15 protein-coding genes are annotated in these 14,147 nt (G+C 67.2%); 14 read left to right on the top strand and 1 reads right to left on the bottom strand.

Annotation, left to right across the window (positions count from 1 at the left end):
* The first annotated feature begins 58 nt into the window (after positions 1 to 58).
* The 14 genes from fabD to recO all read left to right on the top strand — a co-directional run bounded on the left by fabD (position 59) and on the right by recO (position 13,275).
* On the top strand, positions 59 to 994 hold the full coding sequence (gene fabD, locus CAL15_RS16805) for an ACP S-malonyltransferase (RefSeq protein ID WP_086079645.1): 936 nt from the start codon (positions 59 to 61) through the stop codon (positions 992 to 994).
* Position 995: 1 nt separating this feature from the next.
* Positions 996 to 1,748, top strand: a complete 753-nt coding sequence (gene fabG, locus CAL15_RS16800) for a 3-oxoacyl-ACP reductase FabG (RefSeq protein ID WP_086079644.1) — start codon at positions 996 to 998, stop codon at positions 1,746 to 1,748.
* Between the two features lie 184 nt (positions 1,749 to 1,932).
* Complete coding sequence (gene acpP, locus CAL15_RS16795) at positions 1,933 to 2,172, top strand: acyl carrier protein (protein WP_003813816.1); 240 nt, start codon at positions 1,933 to 1,935, stop codon at positions 2,170 to 2,172.
* A 204-nt stretch (positions 2,173 to 2,376) separates the two neighbouring features.
* The gene (gene fabF / locus CAL15_RS16790) at positions 2,377 to 3,606 is read left to right on the top strand and encodes a beta-ketoacyl-ACP synthase II (RefSeq protein ID WP_086079643.1); all 1,230 of its coding nucleotides are present in this window, start codon (positions 2,377 to 2,379) and stop codon (positions 3,604 to 3,606) included.
* Position 3,607: 1 nt separating this feature from the next.
* Positions 3,608 to 4,096: a hypothetical protein gene (locus CAL15_RS16785; protein ID WP_086079642.1), complete on the top strand. Its 489-nt coding sequence runs from the start codon at positions 3,608 to 3,610 to the stop codon at positions 4,094 to 4,096.
* Positions 4,093 to 4,692 carry an RNA polymerase sigma factor RpoE gene (gene rpoE, locus CAL15_RS16780; protein ID WP_086079641.1) on the top strand — a complete coding sequence of 200 codons (600 nt, stop codon included), beginning with the start codon at positions 4,093 to 4,095 and terminating at the stop codon, positions 4,690 to 4,692. Before CAL15_RS16785 ends, rpoE begins: the two co-directional genes overlap by 4 nt.
* A gap of 12 nt (positions 4,693 to 4,704) precedes the next feature.
* Positions 4,705 to 5,223, top strand: coding sequence for a sigma-E factor negative regulatory protein (locus CAL15_RS16775; RefSeq protein WP_086079640.1), 519 nt, complete (start codon positions 4,705 to 4,707; stop codon positions 5,221 to 5,223).
* A gap of 83 nt (positions 5,224 to 5,306) precedes the next feature.
* Positions 5,307 to 6,314: a MucB/RseB C-terminal domain-containing protein gene (locus CAL15_RS16770; RefSeq protein ID WP_232468001.1), complete on the top strand. Its 1,008-nt coding sequence runs from the start codon at positions 5,307 to 5,309 to the stop codon at positions 6,312 to 6,314.
* Positions 6,315 to 6,349: 35 nt separating this feature from the next.
* Positions 6,350 to 7,858, top strand: coding sequence for a DegQ family serine endoprotease (locus tag CAL15_RS16765; protein ID WP_086079638.1), 1,509 nt, complete (start codon positions 6,350 to 6,352; stop codon positions 7,856 to 7,858).
* Between the two features lie 315 nt (positions 7,859 to 8,173).
* Entirely contained in the window at positions 8,174 to 9,967 is a 1,794-nt protein-coding gene (gene lepA, locus CAL15_RS16760) for a translation elongation factor 4 (protein WP_086079637.1), read from the top strand.
* 21 nt (positions 9,968 to 9,988) lie between these two features.
* On the top strand, positions 9,989 to 10,873 hold the full coding sequence (gene lepB / locus CAL15_RS16755; RefSeq protein ID WP_086079636.1) for a signal peptidase I: 885 nt from the start codon (positions 9,989 to 9,991) through the stop codon (positions 10,871 to 10,873).
* 12 nt (positions 10,874 to 10,885) lie between these two features.
* Positions 10,886 to 11,647 (top strand): ribonuclease III, encoded by a 762-nt coding sequence (gene rnc / locus CAL15_RS16750; protein WP_086079635.1) that lies wholly within the window; start codon positions 10,886 to 10,888, stop codon positions 11,645 to 11,647.
* Positions 11,648 to 11,804: 157 nt separating this feature from the next.
* A complete protein-coding gene (gene era, locus CAL15_RS16745) occupies positions 11,805 to 12,695 on the top strand; it encodes a GTPase Era (protein WP_086081148.1) in 891 nt (296 codons plus the stop codon).
* Positions 12,688 to 13,275 carry a DNA repair protein RecO gene (recO, locus tag CAL15_RS16740; RefSeq protein ID WP_086079634.1) on the top strand — a complete coding sequence of 196 codons (588 nt, stop codon included), beginning with the start codon at positions 12,688 to 12,690 and terminating at the stop codon, positions 13,273 to 13,275. Before era ends, recO begins: the two co-directional genes overlap by 8 nt.
* A 95-nt stretch (positions 13,276 to 13,370) precedes the next feature.
* Here the strand turns inward: recO and CAL15_RS16735 are convergent, their stop codons facing one another.
* On the bottom strand, positions 13,371 to 14,066 hold the full coding sequence (locus tag CAL15_RS16735; RefSeq protein WP_086079633.1) for a Bax inhibitor-1/YccA family protein: 696 nt from the start codon (positions 14,064 to 14,066) through the stop codon (positions 13,371 to 13,373).
* Positions 14,067 to 14,147: the final 81 nt, after the last annotated feature.

Raw genomic sequence — 14,147 nt, 5'->3', positions numbered from 1 at the left:
GGGCTGCCCGCAGCGGGCGGCCGCTCTCCAACGCTAGAACGCAATCGTATAGAGCAACATGAAAATCGCGTTTGTTTTTCCCGGACAAGGTTCGCAGTCGGTGGGCATGCTCGACGCCTGGGCCGGCAATGCCGCCGTGGCCGACGTCGTGGCGCGCGCCGGTGCGGCGCTGGGCCAGGACCTGGGCGCGCTGATCGCGCAGGGCCCGGCTGAACAACTCAATCTCACCACCAACACCCAGCCTGCCATGCTGACCGCCGGCGTGGCCTGCTTCGAGGCGTGGCGCGCCGCCGGCGGCCGCCTGCCCGACATCGTGGCGGGTCACAGCCTGGGCGAATATGCGGCGCTGGCCGCGGCCGGCGCCCTGTCGCTGGAAGACGCCGTGCGCCTGGTGCGCATCCGCGCCGATGCCATGCAGACCGCGGTGCCGGTCGGCGCCGGCGCCATGGCCGCCATCCTGGGCCTGGACGATGACGCCGTGCGCGCCGCCTGCACGCAGGCCGCGCAGGGCGAAGTGGTCGAGGCCGTCAATTTCAACGCACCCGCTCAAGTCGTCATCGCCGGCCACAAGGCCGCCGTCGAACGCGCGTGCGACGCCGCCAAGGCGGCCGGCGCCAAGCGCGCGCTGCTGCTGCAGGTCTCCGCGCCGTTCCACTCCAGCCTGCTCAAGCCGGCCGCCGAAGTGCTGGCCGGCGCGCTGGCCAGCGCCACGCTGCAGCCGCCGCGCATTCCCGTGCTGAACAACGTCGACGTGGCGCAGCCCACCGAGCCCGACGCGATCCGCGATGCGCTGGTCCGGCAGGCCTGGAATCCGGTACGCTGGGTCGAGACCCTGCGGACCATGAAAGAGCAGGGCGTCACGCACGTCATCGAATGCGGCCCCGGCAAGGTGCTGGCAGGCCTCACGAAACGCATCGATTCCGACCTGGTCGGCCTGTCGATCACCGATCCCGCCTCCCTCGAAGCCGCCCTGGCGGCCGTCAACGGAAACTGACATGACCCAGCTCTCCAACGAACTGCAAGGCAAGATCGCGCTGGTCACCGGCGCCACGCGCGGCATCGGCAAGGCCATCGCCGACGAACTGGCGGCGCGCGGCGCCACGGTGGTCGGCACCGCCACGTCCGAGTCGGGCGCGCAGGCCATCCAGGCCGCGCTGGAACCGCGCGGCGGCCGCGGCGTGGTGCTGGACGTCACCGACGCACAGGCCTGCGAGGCCCTGATCGACGCGCTGAACAAAGAGGGCGGCGGTCCGCACATCCTGGTCAACAACGCCGGCATCACGCGCGACACGCTGGCCATGCGCATGAAGGACGACGACTGGTCGGCCGTCATCGATACCAACCTGGCCGCCGTGTTCCGCCTGTCGCGCGCCGTGCTGCGCGGCATGATGAAGGCGCGTTCCGGCCGCATCATCAACGTCACCTCGGTCGTGGGCTCCAGCGGCAACGCGGGCCAGGCCAACTACGCCGCGGCAAAGGCCGGCGTGGCGGGCATGGCGCGCGCGCTGGCGCGCGAACTGGGCAGCCGCAACATCACCGTCAACTGCGTCGCGCCGGGCTTCATCGACACCGACATGACGCGCAGCCTGGGCGAGACGCAGACGGCCGCGCTGCTGCAGCAGATTCCCCTGGGCCGCCTGGGTTCGCCCGAAGACGTGGCGCATGCCGTGGCCTTCCTGGCCGGCCCGCAGGCGGGTTACATTACTGGTACGACTCTGCACGTGAACGGCGGGATGTACATGCAATAACGCACGAACGCGCCTGATGCCGGCCAGTTGAGGCAGGTTAGGGCGAGTTCTCTCGAGGCGCCGCGTGCAGGGCCCTATCCGGACGGCTTTTCGGTTCCAGACGCGCGGTTTTTGTCACGGCCAACGCTTGCATTCCTCAACGCTTGGCTATAATTCGCGGGATTTTTCCCAATTGGAGATCTGCATGGAAAGCATCGAACAGCGCGTCAAGAAGATCGTCGCTGAACAACTTGGCGTGAACGAAGCCGAGATCAAGAACGAGTCCTCCTTCCTTGACGACCTCGGTGCCGATTCGCTCGACATGGTCGAACTGGTCATGGCGCTCGAAGATGAATTCGAAACCGAGATCCCCGACGAAGAGGCGGAGAAGATCACCACCGTGCAACAGGCGATCGACTACATCAACTCGCACGGCAAGCAGTAAGCCCGGTACGTCTTCAGGGCCTGCGTTCATTTTTGTCCCGCGCGCACGGTTGGTTCCGTGGTGGCGCAGGGAACCGGGGCGGTTTCAGGAGTTGCCACGCGGCGCGTACGCGCGGAGGCCTAGTGGCTTCTGCGCGGACCGCGATTCCGTGTGTACGGCACATCCGAAAACCGCCTTTATTCTTTTGTCTGTGAGGAGTCATCCGTGAAGCGACGAGTCGTCATCACCGGGCTGGGCATCGTTTCCCCCGTGGGCAACGATCTGGCCACCGCCTGGGACAATATCGTCAACGGACGTTCGGGCATCACCCGCATCACGCGCTTCGATCCCTCCGCGCTCACCACGCACATCGCAGGTGAGGTCAAGGGCTTCGACGTCACGCAGTACATCGCCGCCAAGGAAGCGCGGCAGATGGATACCTTCATCCATTACGGCGTGGCCGCGGGCATGCAGGCCTGGCGCGACAGCGGCCTCGAGGTCACCGAAGAGAACGCCGACCGCATCGGCGTGATCGTCGGTTCGGGCATCGGCGGCCTGCCGCGCATCGAAGAGACGCAGACCGAGCTGCTGGCCAAGGGGCCGCGCCGCATCTCGCCGTTCTTCGTGCCCGCGTCGCTGATCAACCTGATCTCCGGCCAGATCAGCATCGCCTATGGCATGAAGGGCCCCAGCTACGCCGTCGTCTCCGCGTGCACCACGGGCCTGCACAGCATCGGCGATGCCGCGCGCCTGATCGAGTACGGCGATGCCGACGTCATGCTGGCGGGCGGCGCCGAATCCACGGTCTCGCCGCTGGGCATCGGCGGCTTCGCCGCGATGCGCGCGCTGTCCACCCGCAACGACGATCCCGCCACGGCCTCGCGTCCCTGGGACCGCGACCGCGACGGCTTCGTGCTGGGCGAGGGCGCGGGCGTGCTGGTGCTCGAAGAGTACGAACACGCCAAGCGCCGCGGCGCGCGCATCTACGGCGAGTTCGTCGGCTACGGCATGAGCTCCGACGCGCACCACATCACCGCGCCCGACCGTGACGGTCCGCGCCGCGGCGTGATCAACGCCCTGCGCAACGGCGGCCTGAACCCCGAGGACGTGAACTACGTCAATGCGCACGGCACTTCCACGCCGCTGGGCGACAAGAACGAGTCCGAGGCGCTGAAGCTGGCGTTCGGCGATCATGCCCGCAAGCTGGTGGTCAATTCCACCAAGTCCATGACGGGCCACCTGCTGGGCGCTGCGGGCGGCATCGAGGCCGTGTTCACCACGATGGCGGTGTACCACCAGGTCTCGCCTCCCACGATCAACATCTTCAACCAGGACCCCGAGTGCGACCTGGACTACTGCGCCAACGAAGCGCGGCAGATGAAGATCGACGTGGCCCTGTCCAACTCGTTCGGCTTCGGCGGCACCAACGGTTCCATGGCCGTTCGTCGGATCTGATTTGAGCGGTAGCAACCCGTCCTCGGCCTGGCAGCTGCGCCTGCCCGTAACGCCTCCTGCCAGCCAGGGGGCGCTGCGTGCCGTCGCGGCCGCCGTTGCGGCGGGCTGCGCCGCATGGTCCGCCATGCTGCTGGATGCGCCCGGGTGGCTCGCCGCGGCCCTGCCTGTCGCGGGCGCGGGCGTGGCTTGGGCACACGCGCGTCGCAATCGCCCGGTGCCGGTGGGCGGTGTGCGGGCGTCGGCCGACCCGGCCGCGTGGAGCGTGCTGCTCGAGTCCGGCTGGCGCGAGGCCCGTCTGGTGGGTTGCCGGCGCGGTCCCTTCTGGCTGGCCCTGGCGTTCAGGCTGGACGATGCCGGCGCCGGCTCGGCGCTGCCGCGCCAGGCGGGCGTCACCGTCTGGCAGCCGGGTCTGTCGGCCGCCGCCTGGCGGCGACTGTGCATCCTGGGCCAGCGGGCCGCCATGGCCCGCGCACACGCGAGGGCCGCATGAGCGAACGCGACGTCGACGCCGAGCTTGTTGCGCGTGTGCAACGCGGCGACAAGAAAGCGTTCGATCTTCTGGTGCTGAAGTACCAGCGCAAGATCCTGCGCCTGCTGGCCCGCATGATCCGCGATCCCGCAGAGATCGAGGACGTGGCCCAGGAGGCCTTCATCAAGGCCTACCGCGCGCTGCCGCAGTTCCGCGGCGAAAGCGCCTTCTATACCTGGCTGTATCGTATCGCCATCAACACGGCGCGAAACTGGCTCGCCTCGTCCGGGCGGCGCCCCAGCGCGCCCAACGCGATCGAAACGGAAGATGGTGAAACTTTTAACGAAACCGATAACCTAACCGATATCAGCACGCCGGAGTCCGTGATGGCCAGCCGCGAGATCGCCGAAACGGTGAACGCGGCCATCCAGGAGCTGCCCGAGGAATTGCGGACTGCAATCGTCCTGCGTGAGATCGAAGGTATGAGTTACGAAGACATCGCCCAAAGCATGGACTGCCCGATCGGTACGGTGCGCTCCCGCATTTTTCGTGCGCGCGAAGCCATCGCCAATCGGTTGCGCCCCTTGCTGGACACCGATGCCGAGCGTCGTTGGTAAGGAGTGGCAGTCATGCAAACCGCAGCCCAGTTCGTCGAAACCCCCGAAGCGTCCCAGGATGATTCCCTGGACGCGGCCATCTCCGCCTGGCTGGACGGGGAAGGGGGCGACGAGTTTCCATCCCTGCTGGCCTCCCCGCAAGGTCGCCGCACCTGGGACACCTATCACCTGATCGGAGACGCGCTGCGCAGCACCGAGCTGTCGGTACGGCCCAGCGCCGACTTCCACGCGCGCCTGTCGCGCGCCCTCGAAGCCGAACTGCCCATCGTCGCCGCGCCGCGCCGCCGCACCCCCCTGCGGGTGGGGCTGTCCAGCCTGGCGGTCGCCGCCGCCGTCGCCACCGTTGCCTGGGTGGCGCAGCCGTATCTCGGCGGCGCGCCGGCTCCTGCCGAAAGCAGTGCCGTGCTGGCCGACGCCAGCACGACCAATCTCGAAGAGGCCGGCCTGCGCGACTACCTCGAGGCCCATCGCCAGATGGCCGGGCCCAGCGCGGTTCGCCAGGTGTCGTTCGACCCCGGGATGGGACGTTGATGGCGGTGTGGCAGTCAGTGTCCCGGACGGCACGCCAGCGCGCGCAACGACCTCCTTTGTCGCGGCCGCGGCAGGCGGCCGGAATGGCCCTGGCCATGCTGGCGGGGGTGATGGCCCTGCACAGCTCGGCCTGGGCCGAGCAGGCCGGCGGCATGTCGCAGGATCCGGCCGCACAGGGCTCGGTGCAACTGCTGTCCCAGATCCAGAAGGCCGCCCGCAAGCAGGACTACGCCGGCGTGTTCATCTACCAGCAGGGCGAGATGATGCAGTCGTCGCGAGTCGTGCACGTCATCGACGGCACCGGCGAGCGTGAACGCCTCGAGATCCTCGACGGCCAGCCGCGCGAATATCTGCGCCACAACGACGACGTGCAGTGCCTGCTGCCCGAAAGCAAGACCGTGCTGATCGAGCCGCGCCGCGGCGACCGCTTCCCCGGCCTGTTGCTGGGCAATCCCGCCGAATTGGCCCGCCACTACGACATTCGCGCCAGCGACAAGCTGCACCGCGTGGCCGATCGCCAGTGCCGCATCATCACTATCGAGCCGCGCGACCAGCTGCGCTACGGCTATCGTCTTTGCGCCGACACGGGCACACATCTGCTGCTGAAGGCGCAGACGCTGGATTCGTCGCGCAAGATCGTCGAGCAGGTGGCCTTCACCTCGCTGCGCCTGGGCGCCGAGGTCGATCCGTCGGCGCTCAATTCGCGCTGGAATACGCGCGACTGGAAGATCATCGAGGCCTCGATGAAGCCGGTCGACCTGGCCAGCCAGGGGTGGCGCATCCCGGCGCCCGACGGCTTCACCCCCGTCATGCAGGTGGCCCGCGCGATGGGGCAGGCCAAGGTCAGCCAACTGGTGCTGTCCGACGGCCTGGCTGCCATCTCGGTGTTCATCGAGCCCTACGACAGCCAGCGCCACAATCATCCGCCGGCCGGCCTGGCCCGGCGTGGCGCCATCAACATCTACGGTACGCGCGTGGCCGATTTCTGGCTGACCGCCTTGGGTGAGGTTCCCATTGCCACGCTGGAACGCCTGGCGGGCGCCATCGAGTACGTCCCCCCCGCGGGCGGCGCCGCTCAGCAAACCCAGTAAAGTACTGCATCGCATCCGTTTCCCGGAGTCCGTCCATGGTTTCCCTTTCCGTGTCGAAAGTACTGTCGCGGCGTTGGTTGTCCGCGCTGGCCGCGGTGGCCGTGCTGGCCAGCGGCTTCGGTCCCGCGCAGGCCCAGCCGGTGCAGACGCAGAACCAGTCCGCGCCGCCCGCCATCGTGCTGCCCGATTTCACCGGCATCGTTCAGAAAGCCGACCCCGCGGTCGTCAACATCCGCACCACGGCCACCGTGCCGGTGCGCGGCATGGGCCCCGGCGGCAATGATCCCTATGAGCTGTTCCGCTGGTTCTTCGGCCCGGACTTCCAGCCGCCGGGGCCGGGCGGGCAGCGCCGCCAGCCTCCGCAACAGCCGCAGCAGCCCCAACCCGAAGAGCGCACCGTGCCGCGCGGTGTGGGCTCGGGGTTCTTCATCTCGGATGACGGCTACATCCTCACCAACACGCACGTCATCAGCGAGGCCACCGACATCTACGTCACGCTGACCGACGGCCGCGAGTTCAAGGCCAAGGTCATCGGCTCGGACGAGCGCACCGACGTGGCCCTGATCAAGATCGAGGCCAAGGACATCACGCCCGTGCCCATCGGTGATCCCAAGCAGCTGAAGAAGGGGCAGTGGGTGCTGGCCATCGGTTCGCCGTTCGGCCTGGATTCCACCGTCACGTCCGGCATCGTCAGCGCCATCGGCCGCGATACCGGCGAGTACCTGCCGTTCATCCAGACCGACGTGGCCGTCAACCCCGGCAACTCCGGCGGTCCGCTGATCAACCTGCAAGGCGAGGTGGTGGGCATCAACTCGCAGATCATCTCGCGCAGCGGCGGCTTCATGGGCATCTCGCTGGCCATCCCGATCGACGAAGCCATGCGCGTGGTCGAGCAACTGCGCGCCACCGGCAAGGTCACGCGGGGCCGCATCGGCGTGCAGATCGGCGAGGTCGTGAAGGACGTGGCGGACGCCATCGGCCTGCCGCGTGCCGAGGGCGCCCTGGTCAGCAGCGTCGAGTCGGGCGGTCCCGCCGACGAGGCCGGCGTGCAGCCGGGCGACGTCATCACCACGTTCAACGGCGAGAACATCCGCCGCTGGTCCGACCTGCCGCGCATCGTCGGCGAGACCAAGCCCGGCACCACGGCACCCATGGAAGTGTGGCGCAAGGGCCGCACGGTCAAGCTCAGCGTGAAGGTCGCCGAGATTCCGTCCGAACGCACGGCCGCCAGCGGCGGCGGCGGCGACGCGCGCCCCAAGGCGCCGTCGGCCGACAATCTGCTGGGCCTGGGCGTGTCCGACGTGCCCGCCGACATGCAGCGCAAGCTGCGCATCAAGGGCGGCGTGCAGGTGCGGGTGGCCAAGGGGCCGGCCGCCCAGGCCGGCGTGCAGGAGAACGACGTGATCCTGGCCGTGAACGACAGCGACATCACCGATGCCGAGCAGTTCGGCAAGCTGGTGGCCAAGCTCGAGAAGGGCAAGGCGGTGGGCCTGCTGGTGCGCCGCGGCGACCAGACCCAGTGGGTGGCGGTACAGCTGAGGTAAGCCCGTTGGCCCGGGCCGGTATCCCGGGTGGACATCCGCGGTGGGCGCGTCTGCCGCAAGGCGCCCGGCACGCGACCCCAAGACCGGCTAAAATGTATGGTTGCCGCAATGAGGGGGCGCTTGGCGCCCCCTCATTTTTGCGTCCAGACCGCGCTGCCTGCCCGATCGTTTCATCCGCATCATTGTCTGCCGGCGGTCCGCGGCAGGACGCACATCACGGCCTCGGCAGTCCGGCGCCGGGTGCGCACGGCGCCGCCCGCTGCGGCAAGCTGGGCAAGAACCCACGGTAGCAACCCGTCCCTTACAAACCACGCCATGCAGCACATCCGCAATTTTTCCATCATCGCGCACATCGACCACGGCAAGTCCACCCTGGCGGATCGGCTGATCCATCGGTGCGGCGGCCTGGCCGACCGCGAGATGTCGGCGCAGGTGCTGGACTCGATGGACATCGAGCGCGAGCGCGGCATCACCATCAAGGCCCAGACCGCCGCGCTGCAGTACAAGGCGCAGGACGGCAAGATCTACAACCTCAATCTCATCGACACGCCGGGACACGTCGACTTCTCGTATGAAGTCAGCCGCTCGCTGTCGGCGTGCGAGGGCGCGCTGCTCGTGGTGGACGCCTCGCAGGGCGTCGAGGCGCAGACCGTGGCCAATTGCTATACCGCCATCGAACTGGGCGTCGAGGTGCTGCCCGTGCTGAACAAGATGGATCTGCCCCAGGCGGATCCCGACGGCGCGCGCAAGGAAGTCGAGGACGTCATCGGCATCGATGCGTCGCGCGCGGTGCTGGCCAGCGCCAAGACCGGCATGGGCATCGACGAGATCCTCGAGACCATCGTGGCCCACGTGCCGCCGCCCAAGGGCGATCCGTCGCAGCCGCTGCAGGCGCTCATCATCGACTCCTGGTTCGACAACTACGTCGGCGTGGTCATGCTGGTGCGCATCGTCAACGGCACGCTCAAGCCCAAGGACAAGATCCTGCTGATGGCCTCCGGCGCCACGCACCTGTGCGAGCAGACCGGCGTGTTCACGCCCAAGTCGCAGCCCCGCACCCACCTGTCGGCGGGCGAAGTGGGGTTCGTCATCGCCGGCATCAAGGAACTCGCCGACGCCAAGGTGGGCGACACCATCACGCTGGCCGGCAATCCCGCCAGCGAGCCGGTGCCGGGCTTCAAAGAGGTGAAGCCGCAGGTGTTCGCCGGCCTGTACCCGGTCGAAAGCTCCGAGTACGACCAACTGCGCGACTCGCTGGAAAAGCTCAAGCTGAACGACGCCGCGCTGATGTTCGAGCCCGAGGTGTCGCAGGCGCTGGGCTTCGGCTTCCGCTGCGGGTTCCTGGGCCTCTTGCACATGGAAATCGTGCAGGAACGGCTTGAACGGGAATTCGACATGGACCTCATCACCACCGCGCCGTCGGTGGTGTACGAGGTCGAGCAGCGCGACGGCACCGTCATCACCGTCGAAAGCCCCTCGCGCATGCCCGAGGTCGGCAAGATCGCCGACATCCGCGAGCCCGTGGTCATGGTCACGCTGTTCATGCCGCAGGAATACGTGGGCGCGGTCATGACGCTGTGCAACGCCAAGCGCGGCGCCCAGATCGACATGAACTACTCCGGCCGCCAGGTGATCCTGAAGTACGAGATCCCGCTGGCCGAGATCGTGCTCGATTTCTTCGACAAGCTGAAGTCGGTGTCGCGCGGCTACGCGTCGATGGACTACGAGTTCCTCGAGTACCGCTCTTCCGACGTGGTCAAGGTCGACCTGGTCATCAACGGCGACCGGGTCGATGCGCTGGCGATGATCGTGCACCGCTCGAATTCGCGCTATCGCGCGCGCGAGGTCGTGTCGAAGATGCGCGAGCTGATTCCCCGCCAGATGTACGACGTCGCCATCCAGGCCGCCATCGGGGCCGAGGTCATCGCACGTGAGAACGTCAAGGCGCTGCGCAAGAACGTGCTGGCCAAGTGCTATGGCGGTGACATCACGCGCAAGAAGAAGCTGCTGGAAAAGCAGAAGGCGGGCAAGAAGCGCATGAAGCAGGTGGGCAGCGTGGAGATTCCGCAAGAGGCCTTCCTTGCCATCCTGCAGGTGGAAGACAAGTAACCCGAATAGGCGACATTCGTCATGAGTTGGAACTTTGCCCTGATTCTTTTTGTACTGCTGGTGCTTACCGGCGTGATCTGGGTGCTGGACTTGGCGGTGTTCCGCCATCGTCGCCAAGAGCGTGCTCGGCAGGCCGTGCTGGCCTACGACGCCCATCCGTCCGACGATCCGCAGCAGGCCGAGCGCGAGCGCCGCGAGGCAGGGCAGCGGGCCGGCAAGGAGTCGTGGTGGGTCGAATACGCGGTCAGTTTTTTTCCCGTGATTCTGTTCGTGTTCCTGCTGCGCTCGTTCGTGGTCGAACCGTTTCGCATCCCCTCGGGTTCCATGCTGCCCACGCTGGAGTCGGGCGACCTGATCCTGGTGAACAAGTTCAGCTATGGCATCCGCCTGCCCATCATCGACCGCAAGATCATCGATACGGGCGAGCTCGAGCGCGGTGACGTGATCGTGTTCCGCTATCCCGTCGACACCACGGTCGACTACATCAAGCGCGTGGTCGGCCTGCCGGGCGACGAGGTGGCTTACCTCGACAAGAAGCTATACGTCAACGGTCAATTGGTGCCGCATACGCGCGCGGGCGACTACTACGAGCCCGACCGGGTCTCGTATGTGGCGCAGTATGACGAGAAATTGGGCGACGTTACGCACAAGATATTGCTGGAAGAAGACAGAAACCAGGATTTTGGCCCCATCTGGAAGTTCCCCTTCGTGGATCGGTGCCAGTACCTGCGCAACGGCGTGCGCTGCAAGGTCCCGGACGGCCACTATTTCGCCATGGGGGACAATCGCGACAATAGTGCCGACAGCCGCTACTGGGGCTTCGTGCCAGACGGTAATATCGTAGGAAAGGCCTTCTTCGTCTGGATGAACTTCGGCGACCTCAGCCGCATCGGCCGTTTCCACTGATTCGCTACGCCCATGTCACTGGCTACCCTGGAATCCCGCCTGGATCACAGCTTCGGCAACCAGGCACTGCTCGAGCAGGCGCTGACGCACCGCAGTCACGGCGCGCGCCACAACGAGCGGCTGGAGTTCCTGGGCGATGCCGTGCTGAACTTCGTCGTGGCGGCCCTGCTGTTCGACCGCTACGGCAAGCTCGACGAGGGCGATCTTTCCCGCCTGCGCGCCAATCTGGTCAAGCAGGCCTCTCTGGCCGAGATCGCGCAGCGGCTCGAGCTGTCGCAGTACCTGCGGCTGGGCGAAGGCGAGTTGAAAAGCGGCGGCTTCAGGCGGCCGTCCATCCTGGCCGACGCGGTCGAGGCCATCTTCGGCGCGGTGTACCTGGACGCCGGCTTCGAGGCCGCGCGCAAGGTCATCGTGCGGCAGTACCAGCCCGTCATGGCCAGCGTCGATCCCAAGACGCTGGGCAAGGACGCCAAGACGCTTCTGCAGGAGTTCCTGCAGGGCCGCAAGCTGCCCCTGCCGGTGTACACGGTGGTGGCCACCCACGGCGCCGCGCACAGCCAGCAGTTCGAAGTCGAATGCGCCATTCCGGCCTTCGAGATCAAGGTGGTGGCGCCCGGCGCCAGCCGCCGCGCGGCCGAGCAGTCGGCCGCCAAGCTGGCGCTCGAGGCTGCGCAGGCGGTCAGCCCGCCGGCCCGCACCGCGCGCAAGTCCGGCAAGCCGCGCAAGACCGCCCAGCTGTCGCTGCCCGTGGCAGTGGCGCAAGAGGTCAAATGAGCCTGCCGGCACGGTCGCTCGCCAGGGCGGACATGACATCGTCGGTATACGCGCGCATCGACAGCAAGGCACATCCATGAGCAATCCCGAATCCACGCCCCACGAGCGCGACGTTTCCTTCGCGAACAGCGACGCGCCGCAACAGGAGGGCACAGACATGAACCAACCCGTGCACCGCGCCGGCTTCATCGCCGTCGTCGGCCGCCCCAACGTGGGCAAGTCCACACTCACCAACGCGCTGATCGGCAGCAAGATCTCCATCGTGTCGCGCAAGGCGCAGACCACGCGCCATCGCATTCATGGCGTGCTCACGCGCGAGCACGAGCAGTTCGTGTTCGTCGACACGCCCGGTTTCCAGACGCGCCACGGCGGCGCGATGAACCGCATGATGAACCGCGTCGTCACGCAGGCCCTGGCCGACGTCGACGTGGTGGTGCACGTGGTCGAGGCGGGCAAGTGGACGGATGGCGACGCGCGCCTGCTGCCCCTGCTGCCCGATGCCGCACGCACCATCCTGGTGGTCAGCAAGATCGACGCGCTGAAAAGCCGCGACGAGCTGTTTCCCTTCGTGGCGAAGATCGTCGCGCAGCATCCGTATGGCGCCGTGGTGCCCGTCAGCGCGGTCAAGGAACAGCAGCTCGATCAGCTGCTGGACGAGATCGCCGCCCGGCTGCCCGAGGGCGAGCCGATGTTCGAGGAAGACACGCTTACCGACCGCCCCATGCGCTTCATCGCCGCCGAGCTGGTGCGCGAGAAGATCTTCCGCCTGGTCGGCGACGAGCTGCCGTATGGCTGTACCGTCGTCATCGAGCAATGGGAAGAAACCGACGCGCTGGCGCGCATCGCCGCCTGCGTGGTGGTCGAGCGCGACAGCCATCGTCCCATCCTGCTGGGCGCGGGTGGCGAGCACATGAAGCGCATCGCCAGCGAGGCCCGCCAGGACATCGCCAAGCTGCTGGACAAGACCGTGCACCTCGAGGTGTACATCAAAGTGCGCAAGGGCTGGTCCGACCGCGAAAGCGCGTTGCGCGACCTGGGCTATGAGTAAACGCGCCCAGCGCGTACAGGACAGTTCCGCCTATATGCTCCACGCCACGGCGTGGCGTGAAACCTCGCTTATCGTCCAGGCCTTCTCGCGCAGCCACGGCTGCCTGGCGCTGGTGGCCAAGGGCGCCAAGCGTCCGTATTCCGCGTTGCGGCCGGTGTTGTCGGCCTTCCAGCCGCTGGCGCTCTCCTGGAGCGGCGGGGGCGAGGTGAAGACGCTGACGCGCGCCGAAGTGGCCGGTGTGCGCCCGCTGGCGGGCGGCGCGCTGATGTCCGCCTGGTACATGAACGAGCTGCTGCTGCGGCTGCTGCCGCGCGAGGACGCGCATCCGGTGCTGTTCGACGCCTACGACACGGCGCTGTCGCAACTGGCCGGCGGCTCGCGCGCGGCCGCGGCGCTGCGCCGCTTCGAATGGGTGCTGCTGCGCGAGATCGGCTACGGGGTGGACGAGGTCGAGCCCGACTTCGCCGACCCGGCCGTCGAGCCCGAGCTGCGCCGCGCGCTGCGCGAACGTCTCGAGGCCAACCTGGCGGGGCGGCCGCTGGCTACGCGCCGCGTGCTGCTGGACCTGCAGCGCTTCTGACTCTTCTCCGCCGGTAAACGAAAGGCCCGCCATGTGGCGGGCCTTTTTTTGCCTGTCTGCCGGGCCGCGCGCGGCGGCCTGGCAGTGCAGCGGCGTTACTCGCGATCGCCGCCGAAGAAGCCCAAGAGGGCCAGCAGGTTGGCGAAGACGTTGTACACGTCCAGGTAGATGGCCAGGGTGGCGGACACGTAGTTGGTTTCGCCGCCGTTGACCACGCGCTGCAGGTCCACCAGCATGAAGGCCGAGAAGATGACCACGGCCAGCGTGGACACCATCAGCATGATGCCGGTCATCTGCAGGAAGATGTTGGCCAGGGCCGCCACCAGGATGACGATGGCGCCGGCAAACAGCCACTTCTGCATGCCCGACAGGTCGCGCTTGATGGTGGTAGCCAGCGTGGCCATGGTGCCGAACACGATGGCGGTGCCGCCGAAGGCCGTCATGACCAGTTGTGTGCCGTTGGACAGGTTGAGCACGAAGCCCAGCAGCCGCGACAGCATGATGCCCATGAAGAACGTGAAGGCCAGCAGCAGGGCCACGCCCAGCGAGCTGTGCTTGTTCTTCTCGATGGCGTACATCATGCCGAAGGCGCCGACCAGGAACACGATGGCGGTGATGCCGGGGCTGCCGCCCATGACCTGGTTGATGCCGCTGTACAGGCCGACCGCGGCGCCCAGCACCGTGGGAATGAGAGACAGGGCGAGCAGCCAGTAGGTATTGCGCAGGACCCGGTTACGGACGACCTCGCCCGCGCCAGCGTGGCCGTAGGGGGTGGGACGAATTTCGTTCATGGCGTTTCCTCTATCACGGGCGTGATTGCCCGACTAACGTTGGAGCAGAAGAATACCTGACAGTTCCCTTAAACACTAGGA

The organism is Bordetella genomosp. 13 (assembly GCF_002119665.1).
GTDB lineage: Bacteria > Pseudomonadota > Gammaproteobacteria > Burkholderiales > Burkholderiaceae_B > Bordetella.
The sequence above is the reverse complement of the archived record's forward strand: the minus strand, read 5'-3'. Positions and strand labels throughout refer to the sequence as shown.

What these genes read in the sequence shown, in the direction of transcription:
- fabD (WP_086079645.1), top strand. Translation starts at nt 59, where the DNA reads ATGAAAATCGCGTTTGTTTTTCCCGGACAAGGTTCGCAGTCGGTGGGC.
- fabG (WP_086079644.1), top strand. Translation starts at nt 996, where the DNA reads ATGACCCAGCTCTCCAACGAACTGCAAGGCAAGATCGCGCTGGTCACC.
- acpP (WP_003813816.1), top strand. Translation starts at nt 1,933, where the DNA reads ATGGAAAGCATCGAACAGCGCGTCAAGAAGATCGTCGCTGAACAACTT.
- rpoE (WP_086079641.1), top strand. Translation starts at nt 4,093, where the DNA reads ATGAGCGAACGCGACGTCGACGCCGAGCTTGTTGCGCGTGTGCAACGC.
- CAL15_RS16775 (WP_086079640.1), top strand. Translation starts at nt 4,705, where the DNA reads ATGCAAACCGCAGCCCAGTTCGTCGAAACCCCCGAAGCGTCCCAGGAT.
- CAL15_RS16770 (WP_232468001.1), top strand. Translation starts at nt 5,307, where the DNA reads ATGGCCCTGGCCATGCTGGCGGGGGTGATGGCCCTGCACAGCTCGGCC.
- CAL15_RS16765 (WP_086079638.1), top strand. Translation starts at nt 6,350, where the DNA reads ATGGTTTCCCTTTCCGTGTCGAAAGTACTGTCGCGGCGTTGGTTGTCC.
- lepA (WP_086079637.1), top strand. Translation starts at nt 8,174, where the DNA reads ATGCAGCACATCCGCAATTTTTCCATCATCGCGCACATCGACCACGGC.
- lepB (WP_086079636.1), top strand. Translation starts at nt 9,989, where the DNA reads ATGAGTTGGAACTTTGCCCTGATTCTTTTTGTACTGCTGGTGCTTACC.
- rnc (WP_086079635.1), top strand. Translation starts at nt 10,886, where the DNA reads ATGTCACTGGCTACCCTGGAATCCCGCCTGGATCACAGCTTCGGCAAC.
- era (WP_086081148.1), top strand. Translation starts at nt 11,805, where the DNA reads ATGAACCAACCCGTGCACCGCGCCGGCTTCATCGCCGTCGTCGGCCGC.
- recO (WP_086079634.1), top strand. Translation starts at nt 12,688, where the DNA reads ATGAGTAAACGCGCCCAGCGCGTACAGGACAGTTCCGCCTATATGCTC.
- CAL15_RS16735 (WP_086079633.1), bottom strand. Translation starts at nt 14,066, where the DNA reads ATGAACGAAATTCGTCCCACCCCCTACGGCCACGCTGGCGCGGGCGAG.